The 22487-nt window shown below is 73.7% G+C and carries 18 protein-coding genes and 1 pseudogene; 12 read left to right on the top strand and 7 right to left on the bottom strand.

The window, feature by feature from the left end; translation table 11 throughout:
- Positions 1–97: 97 nt before the first annotated feature.
- From ACWCHM_RS20665 to ACWCHM_RS20650, 4 genes are all read right to left on the bottom strand, one after another.
- Entirely contained in the window at positions 98–868 is a 771-nt protein-coding gene (locus tag ACWCHM_RS20665; RefSeq protein WP_454219425.1) for a MerR family transcriptional regulator, read from the bottom strand.
- A 30-nt stretch (positions 869–898) separates the two neighbouring features.
- Positions 899–1660, bottom strand: a complete 762-nt coding sequence (locus ACWCHM_RS20660; RefSeq protein WP_454219424.1) for an ABC transporter permease — start codon at positions 1658–1660, stop codon at positions 899–901.
- An 8-nt stretch (positions 1661–1668) separates the two neighbouring features.
- Positions 1669–2505, bottom strand: a complete 837-nt coding sequence (locus ACWCHM_RS20655) for an ABC transporter ATP-binding protein (RefSeq protein ID WP_454219423.1) — start codon at positions 2503–2505, stop codon at positions 1669–1671.
- 127 nt (positions 2506–2632) lie between these two features.
- Positions 2633–3910 (bottom strand): hypothetical protein, encoded by a 1278-nt coding sequence (locus ACWCHM_RS20650; RefSeq protein WP_281899870.1) that lies wholly within the window; start codon positions 3908–3910, stop codon positions 2633–2635.
- Between the two features lie 308 nt (positions 3911–4218).
- Here ACWCHM_RS20650 and rsmD point away from each other — a divergent pair, with 308 nt between their 5' ends.
- From rsmD to ACWCHM_RS20605, 9 genes and pseudogenes are all read left to right on the top strand, one after another.
- Entirely contained in the window at positions 4219–4782 is a 564-nt protein-coding gene (gene rsmD / locus ACWCHM_RS20645) for a 16S rRNA (guanine(966)-N(2))-methyltransferase RsmD (RefSeq protein ID WP_204956847.1), read from the top strand.
- On the top strand, positions 4779–5264 hold the full coding sequence (gene coaD / locus ACWCHM_RS20640) for a pantetheine-phosphate adenylyltransferase (RefSeq protein WP_088646035.1): 486 nt from the start codon (positions 4779–4781) through the stop codon (positions 5262–5264). The genes rsmD and coaD overlap by 4 nt, the downstream gene beginning before the upstream one ends.
- Positions 5265–5435: 171 nt before the next feature.
- The gene (locus ACWCHM_RS20635) at positions 5436–5933 is read left to right on the top strand and encodes an SPFH domain-containing protein (protein WP_204956848.1); all 498 of its coding nucleotides are present in this window, start codon (positions 5436–5438) and stop codon (positions 5931–5933) included.
- A 110-nt stretch (positions 5934–6043) separates the two neighbouring features.
- The gene (locus ACWCHM_RS20630) at positions 6044–6607 is read left to right on the top strand and encodes a YceD family protein (protein ID WP_454219420.1); all 564 of its coding nucleotides are present in this window, start codon (positions 6044–6046) and stop codon (positions 6605–6607) included.
- Between the two features lie 5 nt (positions 6608–6612).
- The gene (gene rpmF, locus ACWCHM_RS20625) at positions 6613–6786 is read left to right on the top strand and encodes a 50S ribosomal protein L32 (RefSeq protein WP_088646032.1); all 174 of its coding nucleotides are present in this window, start codon (positions 6613–6615) and stop codon (positions 6784–6786) included.
- 135 nt (positions 6787–6921) lie between these two features.
- Positions 6922–7869: pseudogene (locus tag ACWCHM_RS20620) on the top strand (phosphate acyltransferase PlsX); the annotation flags it as partial.
- A gap of 146 nt (positions 7870–8015) precedes the next feature.
- A complete protein-coding gene (rnc, locus tag ACWCHM_RS20615) occupies positions 8016–8930 on the top strand; it encodes a ribonuclease III (protein WP_454219419.1) in 915 nt (304 codons plus the stop codon).
- A complete protein-coding gene (mutM, locus tag ACWCHM_RS20610; protein ID WP_454219417.1) occupies positions 8923–9780 on the top strand; it encodes a bifunctional DNA-formamidopyrimidine glycosylase/DNA-(apurinic or apyrimidinic site) lyase in 858 nt (285 codons plus the stop codon). Before rnc ends, mutM begins: the two co-directional genes overlap by 8 nt.
- 223 nt (positions 9781–10003) lie before the next feature.
- Positions 10004–12223, top strand: coding sequence for an MMPL family transporter (locus tag ACWCHM_RS20605; RefSeq protein WP_281899859.1), 2220 nt, complete (start codon positions 10004–10006; stop codon positions 12221–12223).
- A gap of 96 nt (positions 12224–12319) precedes the next feature.
- Here ACWCHM_RS20605 and ACWCHM_RS20600 read toward each other — a convergent pair whose 3' ends face one another.
- On the bottom strand, positions 12320–13225 hold the full coding sequence (locus ACWCHM_RS20600; RefSeq protein ID WP_454219416.1) for an endo alpha-1,4 polygalactosaminidase: 906 nt from the start codon (positions 13223–13225) through the stop codon (positions 12320–12322).
- Between the two features lie 108 nt (positions 13226–13333).
- Complete coding sequence (locus ACWCHM_RS20595; RefSeq protein WP_454219415.1) at positions 13334–15124, bottom strand: CAP domain-containing protein; 1791 nt, start codon at positions 15122–15124, stop codon at positions 13334–13336.
- A 308-nt stretch (positions 15125–15432) separates the two neighbouring features.
- Here ACWCHM_RS20595 and ACWCHM_RS20590 point away from each other — a divergent pair, with 308 nt between their 5' ends.
- From ACWCHM_RS20590 to ACWCHM_RS20580, 3 genes are all read left to right on the top strand, one after another.
- Positions 15433–15627, top strand: coding sequence for a hypothetical protein (locus tag ACWCHM_RS20590; protein WP_067305353.1), 195 nt, complete (start codon positions 15433–15435; stop codon positions 15625–15627).
- Between the two features lie 291 nt (positions 15628–15918).
- Entirely contained in the window at positions 15919–19527 is a 3609-nt protein-coding gene (gene smc, locus ACWCHM_RS20585) for a chromosome segregation protein SMC (RefSeq protein ID WP_454219413.1), read from the top strand.
- The gene (locus ACWCHM_RS20580; RefSeq protein ID WP_204956854.1) at positions 19527–20144 is read left to right on the top strand and encodes an HAD family hydrolase; all 618 of its coding nucleotides are present in this window, start codon (positions 19527–19529) and stop codon (positions 20142–20144) included. Before smc ends, ACWCHM_RS20580 begins: the two co-directional genes overlap by 1 nt.
- A gap of 15 nt (positions 20145–20159) precedes the next feature.
- On the opposite strand, the gene ACWCHM_RS20575 is transcribed toward ACWCHM_RS20580, so the two are convergent.
- Positions 20160–22454, bottom strand: coding sequence for a tetratricopeptide repeat protein (locus ACWCHM_RS20575; protein WP_204956855.1), 2295 nt, complete (start codon positions 22452–22454; stop codon positions 20160–20162).
- Positions 22455–22487: the final 33 nt, after the last annotated feature.

Below are 22487 nucleotides of genomic sequence, written 5' to 3'. Positions count from 1 at the left end.
CACCCGCGTCGGGTGCCGCCGTCGGGCCGCAGGTTGGGGCGGCACCCGGCCACCGGGTGCCGAAAACCGCCGCCTCTCCACCGGCCCGGCGGGCGTCTCAGGGCCGGCGTTTCTCGACGACGGTCCAGCCGGTCCAGCCCCGGTCGGCGACGAGCCTGCGCAGCCGCCTGACGACCGGATGCGCGGCGTCGGCGAACGCGTCCATCAACCGGACGAAGGCGGGGTCGGGGGTGACCTCCTTCTGTATCTCCAGTTCCCCGTCGGCCTCCGCCTGGGCGAACAGCTCGGCCATCAGGTCGGCCGTCTCGTGCAGCAACTCCTCGTCCTGCCAGTTCTCGGCGACCCGACCGATCAGCCGGTAGAGCTGGACGACCTGAGGATTGTCCAGCTGGGCCACCTTGTCGGCCATCAGCGTCGGGATCGCCTCCGGCCAGCGGGCCGCCATCAGGATCCAGCCGTCGCGTTCGGCCTGCACGGCGACCGGAGGCACCCCGGCGGCGCGCAGCCGGTCCAGGTAGCCGACCACCTCCGGGGGGACGGCGAGGGTGTCGCCGTCGCCGAGCCGGGCGATTCGCCGCCGGTGTTCCTGGAGCGTGCGGATCTGGCTCCGCAACTGGCGGTCGATCCCTTCGATCGCGGCGGCGAACGTCTCCGCGTCGGCGTCGAGCAGTTCGCGGACCCGGGCCAGCGGCACACCGGCCTCGGCGAGGGTGCGGATCCGGACCAGCCGCACCACCGCCGCCGCGTCGTACGTCCGGTAGCCGGAGGCGTCGCGTTCCGGCTCCGGCAGCAACCCGATCTGGTGGTAGTGCCGTACGGCGCGGATGGTCACCCCGGCGTACGACGCCAGCCGTCCGATCGTCAACATGGCCTCAGCCTGCCCGATTGGGGAGCACCGTCAACCGACCCGGCGGCGGTGCACGATCATCGCGCCGCCGTACGCGACGACGAGGAGGCCGGCGCACCAGGCGAGCGCGGTCCACACCTCGCCACCGGTCTGCTGCCCGCCGAGCAGCCCGCGCAGGGCGTTCACGATGGAGGTCACCGGCTGGTGCTCGGCGAAGGCCCGCACCGGGCCGGGCATGGTGTCGGTGGGCACGAACGCGGAGCTGACGAACGGCAGCAGGATGAGCGGGTAGGAGAACGCGCTCGCGCCGTCCACCGAGGTGGCGGTCAGTCCCGGGATGACCGCGAGCCAGGTCAGCGCCAGGGTGAACAGCAGCAGGATGCCGGTGACCGCGAGCCAGGCCAGCGGGCCGGCCCCGGAGCGGAAGCCCATGGCGAGGGCGACCAGCAGCACCACCACGAGTGAGATCACGTTGGCGACCAGCGACGTCAGCACGTGCGCCCAGAGCACGGCCGAGCGGGCGATCGGCATGGACCGGAACCGCTCGAAGATGCCGCCCTTGAGGTCCAGGAAGAGCCGGTACGCGGTGTAGGAGATGCCGGAGACGACGGTGATCAGCAGGATGCCGGGCAGCAGGTAGTTCACGTACCGGTCGGACCCGGTCCGGATCGCGCCGCCGAACACGTAGACGAAGAGCAGCAGGAACGCGATCGGCATGATCGTGGTGGTGATGACGGTGTCCGGGCTGCGGCTGATGTGTCGCAGCGAGCGCCCGAGCAGGGCGGCGGTGTCCGCCAGGAAATGTCTGGTCATCGGGGTCCTCAGTGGTTCGTGCCGGCGGGGCGGGCGGGATCCGGGGTGTGGTCGGTGGCGGCGGTGGGCGCGTCGTCGCCGACGATGGCGAGGAAGACGTCCTCCAGGGTGGGCTGCTTCTCGACGTACTCGACCGTGGCGGGCGGAAGGAGCTGCTTGAGCTGGGCCAGCGTGCCGTCGGCGATGATCCGTCCGTGGTGCAGCACGGCGATCCGGTCGGCGAGTTGTTCGGCCTCGTCGAGGTACTGGGTGGTGAGCAGGACCGTGGTGCCCCGGCGGGCGAGTTCCCGGACGGCCTGCCACACCTCGATGCGTGCCTGCGGGTCGAGCCCGGTGGTGGGTTCGTCGAGGAAGATCACCGGTGGGTCGCCGATGAGGCTCATCGCGATGTCGAGGCGGCGGCGCATCCCCCCGGAGTAGGTGCCCACCCGCCGCCCGCCCGCGTCGGTGAGCGCGAACCGGCCGAGCAGGTCGTCGGCGACCCGGCCGGGGTCGGACAGGTGGCGCAGCCGGGCGACCAGCACCAGGTTCTCCCGGCCGGTGAGGATCTCGTCGACGGCGGCGAACTGGCCGGTGAGGCTGACGGACTCGCGTACCCGCGCGCCCTCGGTGGTGACGTCGAAACCGTGCACGTGGGCCGTCCCGCCGTCCGGCCGGAGCAGGGTGGCCAGGATGCGGACCAGGGTGGTCTTGCCCGCCCCGTTGGCCCCGAGCAGGGCGAAGATGCTGCCCGGGGCGACGTCGAGGTCCACTCCGCGCAGCACGGGCAGTTCGCCGAAGGACCTGGTCAGGCCTCGGATCTGGATGGCGGGCCCGGGGGCTCGCGTCGAGTCTGTCGTGGACATGGCGTCAGCATGCGAGGTTGACGCTGCGGCAGGGTCAAGCCCGAACCACGCAGGGCGCGTCGACCGGTCGGTCGACGCGCCCTGCGGGCGTGCTGTGCGGGTCAGCGCCCTACGGGCGCGCCGCGGGTCAGACGGTGAAGCGGATCCGCCGACGTCGGGCGACGAGGAAGAGCACCGCCCCGGCCACCAGCAGGGTGGCCGCGCCGGCCGCGATGGCGCCGGCCGCCGCACCGGTCACCGGGAGGCCGCCGTCCTGGTCGCCGCCGCCACCGCCGCCGCCGGTGGACGGGCAGTCCTTCGGCTGCTCCCACTTCAGCGGGCCGCCGGAGTCGAGGTCACCGGTGACGGTGACGGTGAGCCCCTTGCTGGCCGGGAAGCTGACCGTCCCGGTCCGGCCGGGCTCGACGGTGAGCTTCTTCGGCTCGCCCTTGTTGGGGGTGAACACCGAGGTCAGCGGGGTGCCGTCCTCCGGGTTGCTGATCCGGAAGGTCATCTTGTCGCAGCTCGACTCGTAGCTGGCGTCGGGGGTGCCGGCCTCGGGCTGCTGGCAGTCGGCGGGCTTCTGCCAGCCGCCGGTGAAGTCCTTCATGCCGGGGGCGGTGACGGTGATCTCCTGCGCCTCGCCGGCGCTGAGCTTGCGGGTCTCGATCTTGCGGAGCGGGACGGTCACCTTCTCGGTGAAGCCGCCGCTGCCGACGATGGCGAAGGTCGCCTCGGCGTTGCCGCTGCGGTTGACCAGGGTCAGCTCGACGTTGCCGTCGCAGTCGGACTCGGCGATCACCTCCGGTGCCGCCGAGCAGGTGCCCGAGCCGCCGTTGTACCAGGCGCTCGGGCCGGTGGAGCGGGCGCCGATGCCGCTCGGGCTGCCGACCTTGCGGTCGCCGTACCGGTCGCTGGTGTCGGTCAGCGGGTCGATCAGCTTGCTGCCGAAGACGAAGTCGACCTGGGTGTAGCAGTTGGGCACCTCGACGGCGAAGTCGAGGGTGGCCACGCCCAGTTCGCCCGGGGCCACCCCGGTGAACTTCTTGACCGACTTGTCGAGCACGTACTGCGGGACGGCGAACTTCGCCGACGGCGTCACGTACGACACCAGGGCCAGGTCCTGCTCCTCGCCCCGGCACAGCGGGCCGTTGGTCAGCGTGATCGACGCCTTGCCCGCCGGCCCGTCGAAGGTGTGCGTGTAGCGCGCGTCGGCGGCGGCGACGCAGGACGGCGCGGGCTCCCCGCCGGGCGGGGTGGTGGCCGTCGCGCTCGGCGTGGCGGTCGCCGTCGGCGTGGCCGTCGGCGACGGTGAGGCTGAGGTGGCGCCCGCCGGGGCGGTCAGGGCGAGGACCGTGGCCAGGCCGGCCAGCGCGGCGGCGGTCACGGCGAGCGGTCGCCGTGGCGACAGCGGGGGACGGATCACGCGTACTCCCGGGGTGAAGATGCGTCAGGGCGCGGCGGGGGTGGCGTCTGCCGGGTCACGGCAGGATTTGGGAGTGCCGTGACGACGCCGGTGCGGCGCCCTGGCCGGCGGAGCGGCACCGGCACCGGGCCGACCCTAGTGGGCCCGTCGATACGGACACAGTGCACAGCCGGCACCCGGAGTGTTGTTATACATATGAGATCATTGATATACCCGAAGTGATCACTCCGTCACCCGGTCGGGGTGCACCGCGTCGCCGGCCCGCGCTGCCCGTCGCGTAGCGTCACAGGCATGCACAGGGGCAGACCGTGACCCGGATCGTGGCCGGCACGCTCGGCGGACGCCGGATCGCCGCACCCGCCGGCGGCGGCACCCGGCCGACCTCCGACCGGGTCCGGGAGGCGCTGTTCAGCGCCGTCAGCGCCGAGGTGGACCTGGACGGGGCACGCTTCGCCGACCTGTACGCCGGCTCCGGCGCGGTCGGCCTGGAGGCGTTGTCCCGGGGTGCGGCGCACGTGCTGCTGGTCGAGTCCGACCCCCGCGCCGCCCGGGTGATCCGGGAGAACGTCGCCGCGCTGCGGGCCGCCCCTGCCGCCCGGCTGGTCACCGGCAGGGTGGCCGGGGTGGTCGCGGCCGGGCCCGGCGACGCGCCGTACGACGTGGTCTTCGCCGACCCCCCGTACGCGGTGCCGGACGACGAGATCACCGCCCTGCTGACCGGGCTGGTGGAGCACGACTGGCTGGCCCCCGACGCGCTGGTGGTGGTCGAGCGGTCCACCCGGGGCGGCCCGGTCGACTGGGTGCAGGGCATCACTGCCGGGCGCAGCCGGCGTTACGGCGAGACCACTCTTTGGTACGGTCGCCGATCATGAGACGTGCGGTGTGTCCCGGCTCGTTCGACCCGGTCACCAACGGCCACCTCGACATCATCGGACGGGCCAGCCGGCTCTTCGACGAGGTGATCGTCGGCGTGCTGGTGAACCAGTCCAAGAGCGGCCTGTTCACCGTCGAGGAGCGGATCGACATGCTCCGCGAGGTGACCTCCTCGTACGGCAACGTCCGGGTCGCGTCCTTCCGGGGGCTGCTCGTCGACTTCTGCCGGGCGCAGGAGGCGAGTGTGCTGATCAAGGGCCTGCGGGCGGTCAGCGACTTCGACTACGAGTTGCAGATGGCGCAGATGAACATCGGCCTGGCCGGCGTGGAGACGCTGTTCATGCCCACCAACCCGCTCTACTCGTTCCTCTCCTCCAGCCTGGTCAAGGACGTGGCGAAGTGGGGCGGCGACATCTCCTCCCACGTGCCCGACACCGTCCGCCGGGCGCTGCAGGCCCGGCTGACCGTCCCGCGTCCCTGACCGTACGCCCCCGGCCAGCCGGAGGCGGGGCCGCAGCGGACCGGGCGGCGCGTCGGGGCGGGGTGGTGGCGGCGGTGGTGGCCGGGGCACGACATCATGTGGTGCAGCGCCGAAGTCGGGCGCAGGCCGCATCATGTAGGTCGGCAGACGAACGACAGGGGTGAGGTACCGGTGGACCCGCTCGATCGCATCGACGAACTGATCGGCGTGCTGGAGCAGGCGCGCTCCGTCCCGATGTCGCGCAACAACTGCATGGTCGACCGGGGCGAGATGATCGCCGCTCTCGACGAGATGCGCGCCGACCTCCCCGCCGACCTGCGCCGCGCCGCCGCCCTGCTGGAGGAGCGGGACAAGATCATGGAGGCCGGTAAGCGGGAGGCCGACCGGATCATCAGCGAGGGTGAGGCGGAACACGCCCGGCTTGTCTCGGTGAACGAGATCACCGTCTCCGCCGAGCACGAGGGGGCCCGGATCATCGCCGAGGCCCGCGCCGAGGCGCAGCGGCTGCGCGAGGAGGTCGACGACTACGTCGACACCGCGCTGGCGAACTTCGAGCAGTTCCTCACCCGGGCGCTGGCCTCGATCGAGCGCGGGCGGGACAAGATGCACGCGCTGCGGGAGATCGGCACCTTCGGTGGGGACGAGGCGGAACGCCCGTTACCCTTCTGAGCGGCACCTCATCCCACCGACGGACGGGTCGGGCGTCGCCCCCGGTTCGACGACCCGGCGGTCGCCCAGGTAACCTTTTTTGTCGGCCTCTCACCGGCCGGAGTCTGACTATGCCCAAACACTCGCCTTCATCACTCAACCCCAGGGCGCCGCTGGTCCTCGACACGAGGGACCTGCCGCGTCGCCCTGGCGCGTTGCGTACGCATCGGCGGGTCGTGCCGGCACCGGCGGACCTCGGCGTGGAGTTGATCAGCGTGCCGGAGGGCGCGGACCTCGACCTCGACCTGAGGTTGGAGTCGGTGTCCGAGGGTGTGCTCGTCTCCGGGACCATCACCGGTCCCGTCCAGGGCGAGTGCGGTCGTTGCCTGCGCGCGATCGACTACTCGTTGACCGTGAACGTCCAGGAGCTGTACGCGTACGAGAACAGCACCACGGACATCACGACCGACGAGGACGAGGTGGGCCGGATGCAGGACGATCTGATCGACCTGGAGCCGGCGCTGCGGGACGCGGTGGTGCTCACGCTGCCGACCAACCCGCTCTGCCGGGAGGACTGCCCGGGACTGTGCCCCGAATGCGGGGTGCACCGGGACGATCTGCCGGCCGATCACAGCCACCAGCAGATCGACCCGCGTTGGGCGAGCCTGTCGCAACTGAACCGTACAGAGGAGTAGGAACCGTGGCCGTCCCCAAGCGCAAGATGTCGCGCAGCAACACCCGGTCCCGCCGGGCGAACTGGAAGGCGGCTGTGGTCGCGACCGTGGCCTGCCCGCAGTGCAAGTCCCCCAAGCTGCCGCACGCGGCGTGCTCCGTCTGCGGCACGTACAACGGCCGCCAGGTCCTCGAGGTCTGACCTGGACGCCGAGTGACACCCCCGACCACAGGTCGGGTGGCGCGCGCACCCCGGCGATCGCCCGGTGCTCCGGCCCCCTCCGATGCCGTCCGGCCTGATCCGGCCGGCGCGACGAGGGGGCCGGGCACCGCGCGGATCGCCGTTGACCTCCTCGGCGGGGACGATGCTCCCGCCGTCGTGGTTGACGGCGCTCTGCGGGCGGTGCGGGCCGACCCGGACCTGCACCTGCTGCTCGTCGGCCCGACCGAGGTCGCGGCCGGGATCGTCGACGCCCTGACCCCGGCGCAACGGACCCGGATCACCATCCGCGCCACCCGCACCGCCGCCGGGCCCACCGAGCACGCGCCCCGCGCCGACAGCACCGTCCGGGCCGCCGTCTCCGCCGTCCGCGACGGTGCCGCCGACGCGCTCGTCTCCGCCGGGTCCACCGGCGCCACCGTCTCCGCCGCCGCCCTCGGCTTCGGCCGCTGGCCCGACGTGCGCCGGCCCGCGCTGGTGGCGACGCTCCCGGCCGTCTCCGGCCCGGTGGTCCTGCTCGACGTCGGCGGCTCGCTGGAACCCCGCCCGGCCACCCTGGCCCGGCACGCCGTGCTCGGCGCGGCCTACGCCGCCGTCGCCCACGCCGTCGCCGCCCCCCGGGTCGGCCTGCTCTCGGTCGGCACCGAGGCCGGCAAGGGGGACCGCCCGCGCCGCATTGCCGACCCCCTGCTCGCCGCCACCGCGCTGCCCGGCGACGCCCGCTACGTCGGCCTGGTCGAGGGGTACGACGTGACGTCCGGCATCCGCGCCGACGTGGTGGTCACCGACGGCTTCACCGGCAACATCCTGCTCAAGGCCATCGAGGGGGCGTACGCGATGGCCGGGGGCCCACCGACCAGCGGCGGGGCGCCGCGGGCGGCGGCCCTGCTCGGGGTCGCCGGGACGGTGGTGGTCTGCCACGGCGCGGCCACCCCGGACGACGTCGCCTCCGGTATCGCCCTGGCCGCCCACCTCTGGCGTCGCCGGGCCACCGACCAGGTCCGGGAGCAGGTCGCGCTCGTTCCCGCAGGCGACGGAGCCGACCCGGAGCGGGAGGACGCCCCCACCCGTTCCGCCGCCGACCGGGTCCACGGGGTGGCCGTGGACAGCGGACCCGCGCCGGCCGACCCGGCGGTCCAGAACGCACCCGTCGCCCGGCACGCGGGTCATCCGCCCGCGTACCCCGGCGGGACCGAAGCAGAGGTAGGAACATGAGCAACGACAAGCGGCGGCGTGCACCCGTCAGCCACCTGGAGGCGGCGTTCGGGGTGACACTCGACGCCGAGCTGCTGGAGCGGGCCCTGACCCACCGGTCGTACGCGTACGAGAACGGCGGGCTGCCCACCAACGAGCGGTTGGAGTTCCTCGGCGACTCGGTGCTCGGTGTGGTGATCACCACGGCGCTGTTCCGTAACCACCCCGACCTGCCCGAGGGGCAACTGGCCAAGCTGCGGGCCAGCGTGGTCAACATGCGTGCCCTGGCCGACGTGGCCCGGGGCCTCGGCCCGGACGGGCTCGGCGCCTACCTGCTGCTCGGCAAGGGCGAGGAGACCACCGGCGGGCGGAACAAGGCGAGCATCCTGGCCGACACCCTGGAGGCGCTGCTCGGCGCGATCTACCTCCAGCACGGGCTGGACACCGCGGCGGTCGTCATCCACCGGCTGTTCGATCCGCTGATGGCCGAGTCGGCGGGCCGGGGCGCGGCGCTGGACTGGAAGACCAGCCTCCAGGAGTTGACCGCCGCGCTGGGCCTGGGGGTGCCCGAGTACCGGATCGAGGGCACCGGCCCGGACCACCTGAAGACCTTCACCGCCTGGGTGGTGGTGGCCGGCAACCGCTACGGCGGGTCGGAGGGGCGCAGCAAGAAGGAGGCCGAGCAGCGGGCCGCCGAGGCGGCCTGGCGGGAACTCACCGCCCAGGCCGAGCAGGACCGGGCCGGCACCGGGCCGGCCGACGCCGACGCGTCGCCCGGGTCCGCCCCAGCCGGCCCGCCCGGGTCCACCGGCGATAGCCCGACCGGGTCCAGCGGCGACGGCACGGTGGGGGCCGACGGCGACGGACCGGCCGCCGACGCGGCGGTGCCGGCGGGGGACGAAACCGCCGAGGCGGGACTGGGTCGTGCCTGAACTGCCCGAGGTCGAGACCGTACGGCAGGGGCTGGCCCAGTGGGTCACCGGCCGGCGGATCGCGACGGTGGAGGTGCGTCACCCCCGGGCCGTGCGACGGCACCTGCCCGGCGCGGCGCACTTCGCCGACGTGCTGGCCGGCCGGACGGTGACCGACGTGCGGCGGCGCGGAAAGTACCTCTGGCTGCCACTGGACAGCGGTGACGCGATCGTCGGCCACCTGGGCATGTCGGGGCAGTTGCTGCTCCAGCCGGCCGAGGCGGCCGACGAACTGCACCTGCGGGTCCGGTTCCGGTTCGCCGACGACGGCCCACAACTGCGCTTCGTCGACCAGCGCACGTTCGGCGGGCTCGCGGTCAGCGAGGGCGGCGCCGAACTGCCCGCCGAGATCGCCCACATCGCCCGCGACCCGATGGACCCGGAGTTCTCCGACGCCGGGTTCGTCGCCGCCCTGCGCCGCAGGCGTACCGAGGTCAAGCGGGCCCTGCTGGACCAGACGCTGCTGTCCGGGGTGGGCAACATCTACGCCGACGAGGCCCTGTGGCGGGCCCGGCTGCACGGCGCCCGCCCGACCGACGCGGTGACCGCCCCCGCTGCGGGCCGGCTGCTCGGGCACGTGCGGGACGTCCTCGGCGAGGCGATCACGCAGGGCGGCACCAGCTTCGACGACCTGTACGTCAACGTCAACGGGGAGAGCGGCTACTTCGACAGGTCGCTGAACGTCTACGGCCGGGAGGGTGAGCCCTGCCGGCGGTGCGGCGCGCCGATCCGTCGGGAGGCGTTCATGAACCGGTCGTCGTACAGCTGCCCCCGCTGTCAGCCCCGGCCCCGGGGTGCCCTCAGGGGCTGACCCCGATCCGGTTCGGGGTTGCGCCGGTGTGCCGCGCCGACGCCACCCCGGGACGCCGCCGGATTTTCCCCGATCCACCCGATCGGTCGTCCCGGTCGGCCCGACCCGACCGCTCCCGCGTCCTCGGGGGCGGGCCGGGGCCGTTCCCCGATGTGCCCCGGCGTCGCCGTCCCTAGCGTCAGCACGGTCGGCAGGGCGCCGGCGGGAAGGGGGCCCGACTCAGATGGGCGGCAGACCGGTGACGGTGCGGTTGGCACGGTGGAGCGCGGAGCACCCGTGGCGCGCGATCGCGCTCTGGGTGGTCTTCGTGGCGGTGTGTTTCGTCGGGGGCAACGCCGCCGGCCTGAACGAGGCCACCCAGGCCGACCAGGCGATCGGCGAGTCCGGTCACGCCGACGTGATCGTCACCTCGGGCGAGTTCACCGACCCGGCGGTGGAGAACATCCTGATCACCCCGCGTACCGGCACCCTGGACCGGGCCGCCGCGCAGGCCGCGGCGACCGACGCGGCCGACCGGCTGCGGCAGGTCACCGGGGTGGCGTCGGTGGGCGAGCCGGTGCCGTCGGCCGACGGTGCCGCGCTGCTGGTGCCGGTCACCATGGCCGGTGACCCGGAGACCGCCGCCGACCGGGTGCAGCCGCTGCGCGACGCCACCGCCGGGGTCCAGACCGCCCACCCACAGCTGCGGATCGAGCAGGTCGGTGGGCCGTCGATCAACCAGGCGCTGGACGACACCCTGGGCCGGGACTTCAAGCGGGCCGAGCTGCTCAGCCTGCCGGTCACCCTGGCCATCCTGATCGTCGCGTTCGGCGCGCTGATCGCCGCCGGGGTGCCGGTGCTGCTGGCGCTCTCCTCGGTGGCCGCCGCGATGGGACTGTCCACCCTCGCCTCCCACCTGGTGCCCGCCACCGACACCACCTCCAGCGTGATCCTGCTGATCGGGATGGCCGTCGGGGTGGACTACTCGCTGTTCTACGTCCGACGGGAACGGGAGGAACGGGCCAAGGGCCGGTCCGGGCTGGACGCGGTGGAGATCGCCGCAGAGACGTCCGGGCACGCCGTGGTCGTCTCCGGCTTCGCGGTGATCATCTCGATGGCCGGCCTGATGCTCGCCGACGACGTGGTCTTCTCCTCCCTCGCCGTCGGTTCGATCCTGGTGGTGGCCGTCGCGGTGACCGGTTCGCTGACCGTGCTGCCGGCGCTGCTGGCCAAGCTGGGCCGCTGGGTGGACCGGCCCCGGGTGCCGCTGCTGTGGCGGCTCACCGCCCCCCGCGCCGGGCGGCACGGGCAGCCGGCCCGGCCCCGGTTCTGGCCGGCGGTGCTGCGGCCCGCGCTGCGCGCACCCCGGGCCACCCTGATCGTCTCGGTGGGGCTGCTGCTCGCCCTGGCCGCTCCGGCCCTCGGCATGAAGCTGAAGTTCCCCGGCATGGAGGACCTGCCCCGGACCACCCCGGCCATGCAGGCGTACGACCGGCTGACCGCCGCCTTCCCGAGCACCGGCACCAGCCACACGGTCGCCGTACGGGCCCCCGCCGAGCAGGCCGACCGGGTGCGGGCCGCGCTGACCGGGCTGGCCCGCACCGCCGCCGCCGACCCGCTGTTCGCCCCGGCCGAGGCGGACGGCCCGAAGATCGAGGTATCGGCGGACCGCCGGGTGTCCGTGCTGGAGGTGGCCACCCCGTACGCCAGCCGGGACGACCGGTCGGTGCGTTCCCTGCACGAACTCCGCGACGACCTGCTGCCGGCCGCGCTGCGCGGCATCCCCGGCGTCGAGTACGCCGTGGGCGGCGGGGTCGCCGCCAGCGAGGACTACGCCCGGCACATCAAGGAGAAGCTGCCGCTGGTGATGGCGTTCGTGCTGGCGCTGACCTTCCTGGTGATGACCTGGACGTTCCGGTCGGTGGTGGTCGCCCTCACCTCGATCCTGCTCAACCTGCTCTCCGCCGGGGCCGCCTACGGCCTGCTGGTGCTGGTCTTCCAGGGCGAGTGGGCGCAGGACCTGCTCGGTTTCACCTCGATGGGGGCGATCGTCTCCTGGCTACCGCTGTTCCTGTTCGTGGTGCTCTTCGGGCTCTCCATGGACTACCACGTCTTCGTGGTCAGCCGGATCAGGGAGGGCATCCGCGCCGGCCGGTCCAACGCCGACGCGGTCGCCTACGGCATCACCTCCTCGGCCGGGGTGGTGACCAGCGCGGCGATCGTGATGGTCGGGGTGTTCGCGATCTTCGCCTCGCTCAGCACGATCGACATGAAGCAGCTCGGCATCGGGCTGGCGGCGGCGATCCTGCTGGACGCCACGATCATCCGGGCGGTGGTGCTGCCGTCGGTGATGACCCTGCTCGGCGAGGCCAACTGGTGGGCCCCCCGCTTCCTGCGCCGCCGCGACCGGCAGGCCGCCACCCCGCCGGCCGAACCGACGCCGGAGCTGGTCGGGGCACACTGACCGGCCGACCGACCCGCCGCCGGTGGCCGCCCGCCCGGGTGGTGCAGCGCCGTGACCGGCGGCACGGGTGACCCGGACCGCACCGCGCGGTCCGGGTCACCGTGGTGTGCCGGGGACCGGCCCGCCGACGCCGGGACAGGGCACCCGCCAGGCGTCCAGCTGCCGGTGCTTGCGGATCGAGGCGAAGCCGTAGCCGGTGCTGGTCACGCAGAACTGCTCCGGGTCACCGGCGTACTCGACGTGGAACACCGGTTTGTGTGCGTCGGCGAAGGGGAGCAGCCGTGCACAGCGGCGCAACCTGACGCACTCCTGGTCGACCGCGAAGTCGAAGTCCGGTGCCAGGGCGGCCACCTGATCGACGTCGCCGACCAGGCCGGGGGAGAGGTCCAGGGAGCGGGCCAGCCCGGCCGTGCGCCGGTTGAACAGCAGTTGGTCGTCGAAGCCGAGCGGGAAACCCGACCGGTGGGCGTACCCGTCGGCGTCGATGAGGGCCACCGCGCCGAACCCCTTGCCCCGGCAGAGCCGGAACCGGTCGGCCAGGACGGGTCGCAGCAGGTCCCACCGCCTGACGTCCACCCACCGGGTGCCGGGCCGTCCGGCGGCACCGCCGCGCACCGCCGCCGGGTAGCGGTCGGCGTCCGGGTCCGTGCCGGCGTACGTCCCGACGGGCACGTGACAGATCAGCCGCCGGTCACGCCGACGTAGTTCCCCGGTCTCGGCGGTGCTCACCCGGACCGGGTCGAGCAGCACGACGTCGGCGTCGACGGTGGTGTCGACCGGGCCGGTGAGCTGCCACTGCCACCGCCACTGCCGGGCCACGCCGGGCGGCCACGGGGTCGGTGCACCGGGCGGTCCGAGGTCGGGACGGCAGGCGTACACCGGGGTCAGCAGGGCGAGCGCCAGCGTGGCCGGCAGCACCCGGCGGGCCGGGTGGTGGCGCGGCGGCCGGGTGGGCAGGGGCGACCCGCCGCGCGTCGCGGACGCTGACGGCCGGATGCGCATCGGCGGCTCCCGGGTCCCGTGCGGTACGCCGCACGCCTCACCCGGTCAAACGAGAAGCCCCCGGCGACGACGCGGTCACGTCGTCGCCGGGGGCCGGCCGTCCCCCGGTCAGCGCGGGGCGGCGAAGTCCTGCGTCCAGTACGGCCCGTTGCCGTTGGCCACCCCGACGCCGATCTCGGTGAACGCGCAGTTGAGGATGTTGGCCCGGTGGCCGGAACTGTTCATCCAGGCGTCCATCACCGCGGCCGGGGTCTGCTGGTTCCAGGCGACGTTCTCGCCGTAGGTGCGCCAGGCGTAGCCGGCCCGGTCCAGCCGCTGCCCGGCGTTGCTGCCGTCGCTGCCGGTGTGCGTCATGGTCTCGTGGTCGGCCTGGTCCTGGCTGTGCTGCTGGGCGGCGAGGGTCAGTTTGGCGTCCACCGTGACCGCCGCGCAGCCGGCCTTGGCCCGCTCGGCGTTGACCAGGTCGACGACCTGCTGGGCCTGGCTGCCCCCACCGCCGCCGCTGGCCGCCGCCCGGGTGGTGGTGGGGGCGGCCGGGGCCACGGTGCCGGAGCCGCCCCGGGCGGTCTGCCGCGACGCCGCCTGGGTCCGGCTCGGGGTGGGCGTCGGGGTGGCGGTCCGGCTCGGCGACGGGCTCGCCGACGTCGGTGCCGGGCTCGGCGACGCGCTGGGGGAGGCCGGGGCGCTGGTGTCCGGGGCGGTGTCCGGGATGACCGGCGCGGTGGCCACCGGCTCATCGAGGGCGGCCCGGTCGGCGTTGCCGTCGTCGTCGGGCAGCAGCAGCGCGCCCATGCCGAGGCTCACCACCAGGGTCGCCGCCGCGGCGGCCCCACCGATCAGCACTGGACGCTTCAGCCGGCGACGCGGCCGGCCGGGGCCGGTGGGTGTCGGCCGGCCGTTGCCGGTGGGTGTCGTCGGTCCGCCGGCCGGCACGACCGCCGAGGCAAGCACGGTGGCGTTCCGGTCGGCAGGCCCGGAACCGGCTCCGCTCAGGTACGCCTGCCGCCCGTCCGGTCCGCCCACCCAGGGCCCGTCCTGCTCGGTGGCCGGGTGCGTGTCCCCGCCCCACGTCCCGGCCGGTTCGCCCTGCCATTGCCCGGTCTGCTCGTCCTGCCACCGGTCGGCCGGCTCACCGTGGGTGTCCTGCCAGCGGTCGGCGGCATCGCCGTGCCACGGCCCGGCCTGCTCGCCACCCCACGTCCCGGCCTGCTCGCCGTGCCACCGGTCGGTCTGCCCGCCCTGCGTGTCCGGCCACCGGTCGGCGTGCCCGCCCTGCCAGCCACCGGCCGGTTCGCCCTGCCACTGCCCGTCGGTTTCGCCCTGCCACTGCCCGGTCGGCGTGTCCTGCCACGAACCGGCGTGCCCGCTCTGCGTGGAACCGGTCTGGTCAGCCTGCCAGCGGTCGGTCCGGTCGTCCTGCCAGGTCCCGGTCGGTTCGTCCTGCCGACGGTCGGTCCGGTCGGTGGCCGGCCACTGCTCGGCGGCCGCTGCGGTCCACCGGCCGGTCGGCTCGTCGCGCCACCGGTCCGCCGGCTCGTTCCGCCACGTTCCGGTCGGTTCCGCCGGGTGCTGGCCGGGTGCCGCGTCGGTCCGGTGGTCACCGGCGGGGGGCGGTCCGGCGGCCCAGCGGTCGGGTCCACCCGCGAAGCGCCCGGCGGAGGTGCCGGCCGGGTCGGGGCCGGTCCGATCCGGGCCGTCCGGCGTCGGGTCGTCACCGAAGAGGTACGCCGAGCGGGGCTCGGGACGGTCGGTCAGCCAGGCCGGGTCGTCCGTCGACGGCTGCGGCCGTCGGTATGCGGCGTCCGGGTCGTTCGGATCGGTCCAGCCGTACACGCCTGTCGCCTCCACGGGTCGCTTGCGGGCCGGGGTGACGCTACGGCGGCCACGGAACAGCGGCAATGTGGCTAAGGAAGAGTTAAGGCGGGGCGACCGTTCAGGGTCACCGTACCCGGCGGGGGAGGCGTAGAGTCAAGAAGTCCGGACAGAGAGTGTCCGAGCCTTGCGGCCCCCTCGGCACGTGCACAGGGCAGACGTGGAGATGATCTACGGCCTGCGAGAACTTGACGAACGAGGGGTTGTCGCTCAATATGTAGGTGTCGCCAGTCGCGCCCAGCCACGCCCGGATTCCGATGGCCTGGTAGTAGTCGCGAACACGAAATGGGCGCGCGTTGGCCGGCTTTTCCGGCAGCGCATATCAAGGAGTCAGCATGGCGAAGGCCCTCTACGGCCACGTAGGTGCAGCGCCCGACCGGCGTCTGCTCGACGAGGTCACCCGACTGCGTTCCAGGGTGCAGGCCCTGGAGTTCGAGATCACGCGCCTGCGTGCCGACAACGATCGGCTTGCGGCGGCTGCGGCGGAGGTGGACGACCTCCTCCGGCTGGCCGAGCCGGCGCTCACCTGATCCTCGGCATCGCAGAAAACTGAACAGCACCACCGCGAAAAAGCGCGCCGACACTTTTGTGCCGGCGCGCAGTGCTGTCCGCCACATTTCTACCGCCCACCAATTCGCGATCTTGCGAACCGATGTGGCGTGGCGCACTCCGATCAATTCCACCCCCGAGTGCGCGGTGCGACCGGGGACGCCGGGGCGGGTCGCGTGCCGGTCACCGCGTACCCACGGGTTAGTCTGCGGGTTCATCAGGTCCGCGCAGCCCGCGATGCCTGCGGTGGCCACCGGACGAGGATCGGACAGGTGCATCTCAAGAGTCTGACGGTGAAGGGGTTCAAGTCCTTCGCCTCCGCCACGACGCTGAAGCTGGAGCCCGGGATCACCTGCGTGGTGGGCCCGAACGGCTCCGGCAAGTCCAACGTCGTCGACGCGATCGCCTGGGTGCTGGGCGAGCAGGGTGCCAAGGCGCTGCGTGGCGGCAAGATGGAGGACGTCATCTTCGCCGGCACCGCCGGTCGGGCGCCGCTGGGCCGGGCCGAGGTCACCCTCACCATCGACAACACCGACGGCGCGCTGCCGATCGAGTACACCGAGGTCTCCATCACCCGCCGGATGTTCCGCTCCGGCGAGAGCGAGTACGAGATCAACGGCGACTCGTGCCGGCTGCTCGACATCCAGGAGCTGCTCAGCGACTCCGGCATCGGCCGGGAGATGCACATCATCGTCGGTCAGGGCCGGCTGGACGGCATGCTGCACGCCAAGCCGGAGGACCGCCGCTCGTTCATCGAGGAGGCGGCCGGCGTCCTCAAGCACCGCAAGCGCAAGGAGAAGGCGCTGCGGAAGCTCGACGCGATGCAGACGAACCTCAACCGGCTGACCGACCTCACCGCCGAGCTGCGCCGTCAGCTCAAGCCGCTGGGGCGACAGGCCGAGGTGGCCCGCCGGGCCGCCGCCATCCAGGCCAACCTGCGCGACGCCCGGCTCCGGCTGCTCGCCGACGACCTGCACACCCTGCGGGTCACCCTGGACAAGGAGATCGCCGACGAGACGGCGCTGCGGGAGCGGCGCGAACAGATCGAGGGTGAGCACGTCGAGGTCCAGGGCCGCCTCGGTGAGCTGGAGGCGGCGCTGGCCGAGGATGCGCCGCTGCTCGCCGCCGCCCAGGATACCTGGTACAAGCTCTCCGCCCTGTCCGAACGGTTCCGCTCGGTGGAGCAACTGGCCCGGGAGCGGCTGCGTCACCTCAGCGCCACCGGCGACGACGAGCGCCCCGGCCGCGACCCCGACCAGCTGGAGGCCGAGTCGCAGCGGGTCCGCGAGCAGGAGGAGGAGCTGCGCGCGGCGCTCACCGACGACCAGATCCGGCTCGCCGAGGCCGTCGAGCACCGGCAGGAGCTGGAACGGCAGCTCGCCGCCGCCGAGCGGGAACTGGTCGCCGCCGCCAAGGCGATCGCCGACCGGCGGGAGGGGCTGGCCCGGCTGACCGGGCAGGTGAACTCGGCGCAGGCGCGGACCACCAGCGCCGGTGAGGAGATCGACCGGCTCGCCGCCGCCCACGCCGACGCGCTGGCCCGCGCCGACCAGGCCCAGGCCGAGCTGGACGCGGTCGCCGAACAGTCCACCGAGGCCGACCGGGACAACGCCGAACTCGACGACCGGCACGCCGAGGCGGTGGCCACCCACGAGCGGGCGCAGGCCACCGTCCGGGCGCTGGCCGACACCGAACGGGCCGCCGAGAAGGACGCCGCGACGTGGAAGGCCCGCGAGGAGGCGCTCGCCCTGGGGCTGCGCCGCAAGGACGGTGCCGGGGCGCTGCTCGCCCGCGCCGACGAGGTGCCCGGTCTGCTGGGCAGCCTGGCCGGGTTGCTCACCGTCGCCGCCGGCCACGAGGCCGCGCTCGCCGCCGCGCTCGGCGGGCTGGCCGACGCGGTCGCGGTCACCGGTGTCGACGAGGCCGTCGAGGCGATGCGGCTGTTGAAGATCTCCGACGCCGGCCGGGCCGGCCTGCTGGTCGGCAGCCCCGCCGGCCCCGGCATGACCGGCTCCGCCGACGCGCTGCGCCCCCGGCTGCCGGAGACCGCCAGATGGGCCCCGGACCTGGTGGAGTGCGCCCCCGAGCTGCGTCCCGCCGTGCACCGGGCGCTGCGTGACGTGGCGCTGGTCGACGACCTCGCCGCCGCCGCCGAGCTGGTCGCCGGCAACCCGGAGCTGCGCGCGGTCACCCCGGACGGTGACGTGGTCGGGGCGTACGCGGCGGCCGGCGGGTCGGCCAAGGCGGCCAGCTTCATCGAGGTGCAGGCCGCCGTGGAGGAGGCCCGCACCAACCGGCACACCGCTGAGCGGACGGCCGCCGAGCTGCGCGACCAGCTCGTCGACGCCCGGGCCGAGGTGACTGCGGCCAAGGAAGCGGTGCAGCACGCCGCCGCCGCGAAGCGGGAAGCGGAGAGCCACCGTAACGCCGCCGCCCGCCGGCTGGCCGAGCTGGGCGCGGCGGCCCGGTCGGCGAAGGCGGAGACCGACCGGCTCGGCGAGAGCCGGTCCCGCGCCGAGGCGGCCCGGGAACGCGACCTGGCCGCCCTCGCCGAGCTGGCGGAGCGGCTGCGGCTGGCCGAGGACACCCCGATCGACGCGGAACCCTCCACTGAGGAGCGGGACCAGCTCGCCGCGATGGTGCCCCGGGCCCGGCAGAACGAGATGGAGGTCCGCCTCGCGGTGCGTACCGCCGAGGAGCGGGTGGCCTCGATCGCCGGCCGGGCCGACTCGCTGGCCCGGCAGGCCACCGCCGAGCGGGCGGCCCGGGAGCGGGCGGCGGCTCGGCGGGCGGCCCGGACCCGGGGCGCGGCGATCGCCCGCGCCGTGGTCGGCGGTGCCCGCGAGGCGCTGACCCGGCTCGGCACCTCCATCGCGCGGGCCGAGGAGCACCGCGACGCGGTCGCCCGCGAACGCGCCGCCCGGGAGGCCGAACTCCAGGAGGTACGCGGCGCGGCGAAGCGGCTCGGCGCGGAGCTGGAGCGGTTGACCAGCCAGGTGCACCGGGACGAGGTGGCCCGGGCCGAGCAGCGGCTGCGCATCGAGCAGTTGGAGGCGAAGGCCGCCGAGGACTTCGGCCTGGACGTGGAGACCCTGGTCGCCGAGTACGGCCCGACCCAGCCCGTCCCGCCGACCCCGGTGGACGTGGCGGCGGCCGAACGCGACGGCCTGCCGGTGCCCGAGCCGGTCCGCTATGAGCGGCCGGTGCAGGAGAAGCGGGCCGCCAAGGCGGAACGGGAGTTGGCCCTGCTCGGCAAGGTCAACCCGCTCGCGCTGGAGGAGTTCGCCGCTTTGGAGGAGCGCTTCAAGTTCCTCTCCGAGCAGCTGGAGGACCTCAAGGCCACCCGCCGTGACCTGCTCACCGTGGTCAAGGATGTGGACGAGCGCATCCTGGAGGTCTTCGCCAGCGCGTTCGAAGACACCGCCCGCGAGTTCGAGCAGGTCTTCACGGTGCTGTTCCCCGGCGGCGAGGGCCGGTTGATCCTCACCGAGCCGGACGACCTGCTCACCACCGGCGTGGAGGTGGAGGCCCGGCCGCCCGGCAAGAAGATCAAGCGGCTGTCGCTGCTCTCCGGCGGCGAACGGTCGCTGACCGCGGTGGCGATGCTGGTGGCGATCTTCCGGGCCCGGCCCAGCCCGTTCTACATCATGGACGAGGTGGAGGCGGCCCTCGACGACGTGAACCTGGGCCGGTTGATCACCCTGCTGGCCCAGTTGCGGGAGAAGAGCCAGCTGATCGTCATCACCCACCAGAAACGGACCATGGAGATCGCCGACGCGCTCTACGGCGTGACCATGCGCAGCGGGGTCACCCAGGTGATCAGCCAACGGCTCAACCGGACCGACGCCGAGCGGTCCGACGGACACGAGGAGAATCACTAGTGGCACGGGAACGGCCGACGGCGCTCCTGCTCGACTTCGACGGCGTGCTGCGGCACTGGGACCCGGCGGTGGCCGCCGGCGTCGAACGGGAGTACGGCCTCGCCGCCGGGGTGCTCGGCGAGATCGCCATGCACTGGGGGCGGCTGCAACCGGTGCTGACCGGGCAGGTCAGCCACGCCGACTGGATGTCCAGTGTGGCCGACGCGCTGAGCGAGTCGGTCGGGCCGGAGCGGGCGCGGGCGGCGGTCGAGCAGTGGCAGCGCTACCGGGGCGAGGTCGACGCCGACGTGCTTGCCCTCGTCCGCGCGGCGCGGGCCGGCGGCGTCCGGGTCGGTCTCGGTACCAACGCCACCGACCTGCTCGACACCGACCTCGCCGAGCTGGGTCTGGTCGGCGAGCTGGACGTGGTGGTCAACTCCTCGGTGGTCGGGGTGCACAAGCCGGCGAAGGAGTACTTCCAGGCCGCCTGTGCCGCCCTGGAGACCCCGCCCGCCCGGGTGCTCTTCGTCGACGACGAGGACTGGGCGGTCCGGGGGGCGCGGGCGGCGGGGCTGTCGGCGTACCGGTGGAGCGGGCCGGAGGGTCTGCGCTACCTGCGGGCGGCGCTGGGGCTCTGACCCCGGGCGGGCGGGTCACTCGTCGCTGATGATGTCGGACTGTTCATGCTGCCGCCAGTACGTCAAGGCGTCGGTGGCGTCCGCGGTGAGCCGATGGTCCGATCCGAACACCCGCAGGCAGGTGGCGAGCAGCTCCTCCAGGGCTTCGGTGGCACCCTGCGGGTCTCCCGTGCAGCCCTGCCACCAGGCCAGGTTCCGGTGCGCGGTCAGCGTCAGTGGATGTTCGACGCCGAGAATCCGGGTGTAGTCCGCGATCAGGGTCCGGGTCTCGGTAACGGCGGCGGCGTGATCTCCGGATGCGCCGAGCTGGAAGGCCAGGCCGCTGCGGGCTTTCAGGGTGACGTGGTGTTCGGGACCCAGTAGCCGCCGGCAGTCGGCGAGCAGTTCACGGAGTGCGACGACTGCCTCGGCATGTTCACCCGCCTCTCCCTGTAGCCAGGCCAGGCTTCCTCGGGTGTTCAGCGTCTCCGGATGGTCTGGGCCGTTCACGCGGAGCCGGTCGGCGAGGACCTCGGCGGTGGCTTCGGCGGCACCGGCGGGGTCGCCCGCCTCCCCCCGCCAGAAGGCGATGTTGTGCCGGGTGGTCAGGGTGAGGTGGGCGTCCGGGCCGAGCACCCGGACGCAGTCGGCAGTCAGCGTGGTGAACTCCTCCGCAGCCCTGGCGGCATCTCCGGCCCGCCCCTGGTAGAAGGCGTGCAGCAGGCGGAATGCGAGAGTGGCGGTATGGTCCGGCCCGTTCAGCCGGGCGGAGTCGGCGATGGCCTGCTCCGAGCCGGCGCAGGCGGCCCGGACCAGTCCAGCTTCCCCCAGGCTGCTGTAGAGGCGGATCAACACGTCGTGCAGGTCGTTGGCGAGCAGCAGGTCGCCGACGTGGTCGTGCAGCGCTACGGCGTTGGCCCGGAACGCCTGACTCACGGCGGGACGGGTCTCGGTCTCGGGCCACCGGCTCAGCAGCGCGCCGGCGGCGACCCGGGTGATCCGGGCGAGTTGCTTCTCGACGAGTTGGTCGCGTGTGGCGCGCTGCACCAGTGCATGCGCCCGCAGGGCACCCCCATGCGGATCGTGCGTGATCAGGTTGAGCCGGTGCAGGTTGTGCAGGGCTCGATCCACGTCGTCGACATCTGTCGTAACCGCGCCGTCGGCCCCGCGGGCGTCGGAGAGGTAGGCCAGGACGGGCGCGGTGGTGAGCAGCGCGGTGGGGACACCGTTGGGGTCGAGCAGCGCGACGAGGTTCAGCACCGGCCGGGCCAGGCCGGTGGGAACCGCCGCGTCCGCGACGTCGATAGACAGCGACCAGGTTGCCGCAACCGTCGCCCGGTGGTCGTCGGGGAGGGCGTCCGGCTGGGGCACCAACTCGTCGAGCCGCCGCCGGCGGTCGGTGAGTAGCCGGCGGTAGCCGGCGCAGTCGAGCCCCCGGTCCCGGATGAAGGCGGCGGCCTGGGCGACGGCCAGCGGCAGATGGCCGAGATCGGCGGCGAGTTGTCCGGCCTCGGCCAGCCGGCCCGGGTCGGCGATGGCCCGGTGCAGATAACCTGCGGCCTCGACCTCGCTGAAGAGCCCCACCTCGACCAGGACGCGTCCCTCGGCGGCGAGGACGGCGTCGCGTCGGCGGGTGGTGACGATCGTGCGCCCGTGGCGGTTGGCGGGCGGCCACCAGCCGGCCGCATGGGCCGGTGTGTCGAGGTTGTCCAGCACCACCAGCCAGCGGTGGTCGGTGCGTTCGCACCAGTTCAGCAGCGTCGAGGCGGCCTGCTCCGGGTCCACGGTCGGATCGACCAGGTGGAGTTGCCGGGCCGCCTGGGCGTAACCGGCGAGGATGGCGTCCCGGCTGATGGCGGTGATCCAGACCAGCAGGTCGAGTTCGCCGGTGTGGGCCAGCCGCCGGGCGAACTGGGCCGCGAGTTGGGTCTTGCCGACACCGCCCATACCGGAGAGCACCTGGGTGAGCACCGCGGTGCGACCGGTCCGGGCGACGCGGGTCAGGTCCAGCTGCGCGCGTCGGTCCTGGAACCAGGATGCGGACTGCGGCACTCGTCCGACCTGCACCAGACGGCCGGTCGCCGGTGCACGGTCGGATCGGCCGACGCGCAGGGCCTGTACGGCGGCGACGGTGCCGACCAGGGAGAACACCGCGCTGATGATGCCGGCGATCCAGCCGGCCTGCTCGGTGCCGGCCCAGCCGGGGCGCAGCGTTGTGCCATCGGCGGGACGACGGAGCAGCACGATGGCCACGGCGGCGGCCAGCAACGCCGCCACCAACAGCACCACCACCCGCCTGCCGGGCGGGCGGCGGCGGAAGACCTCACCCATGTCTCCATCATCCGGTGTGGACGCACGCCGCTC

The organism is Micromonospora sp. SCSIO 07396, from assembly GCF_053667945.1.
Note: the sequence above shows the minus strand (reverse complement) of the source record. Positions and strands in the feature narration are given on the sequence as shown.